Origin of the sequence: Mesorhizobium sp. M1A.F.Ca.IN.020.03.2.1, from assembly GCF_004023205.1 — a bacterium.
In the GTDB taxonomy this organism is placed as follows: domain Bacteria; phylum Pseudomonadota; class Alphaproteobacteria; order Rhizobiales; family Rhizobiaceae; genus Mesorhizobium.
Genome location: NZ_RZSV01000499.1, coordinates 1 through 658, shown reverse-complemented (window position 1 = coordinate 658; position 658 = coordinate 1). Strand labels below are relative to the sequence as shown.

Sequence of the window (658 nt, the reverse complement as noted above, 5' to 3'; positions counted from 1 at the left end):
CTTCAAGAGCTTGCGCAGAAGCCTGGTGTCTTCGGGCGGACCGAGCGGCTCGCCAGCGGCGACGAGCAGCGCGCGCATGACGAAGACGTCATGCAGCTCGCCCAGCCGTTCGCCAAGCTTGTCAACCGCCTTGCGGCGCGCCTTGATCGGCGCCGGCCACAGGCGGCCGAGCAGCGACAGATGCATCGAATGCGTCTTGCACGCCTTGCGCAGGTCGTGAAAGTCATCGGCCTCGCCCCGCGAGCTCGCCTTATCCAGCGCCTTTTTCGCCCGCCGCAAGGCGGCGCGGGCGCCTTCGGCCAGTATGTCGGCCGCCTGCTCGGGCTGATCGGGGAGCGACAGCCTGTCGATACGCTCCAGCCCTTCCCGGCAGGCAGCGACCGCGGCGTTTATGGCAGCGTCGAGACCGGGGCCGGCATGGAGCTCGTGCTGGCGCAGCACCAGCCGCTCGCGGACGGGATCGAGCTCGCCGGCCGCGGTTTCATCTGGAAAAGCGGAGCCCAGACGGTCGATGGTCTCGATGAGAGCGGTCGCCTCGCGCGGGCCGGCAAGCAGCGCCGACACCTGCTTGTAGCATTCGTTCTCGGTCTGGCAGAACGGTTCGTCTCCGGAACGAACCAGGCGCAACAAGGCGCGCACGCCCTTAAGCCGCTTACGG

Annotated in this window: 1 protein-coding gene; it reads right to left on the bottom strand. The window is 68.2% G+C overall.

Annotation, left to right across the window (positions count from 1 at the left end; genetic code table 11):
* Positions 1 to 658 (bottom strand): CHAD domain-containing protein (locus EOA79_RS32370; protein ID WP_164894089.1); only part of this gene is annotated, 658 nt, incomplete at both ends.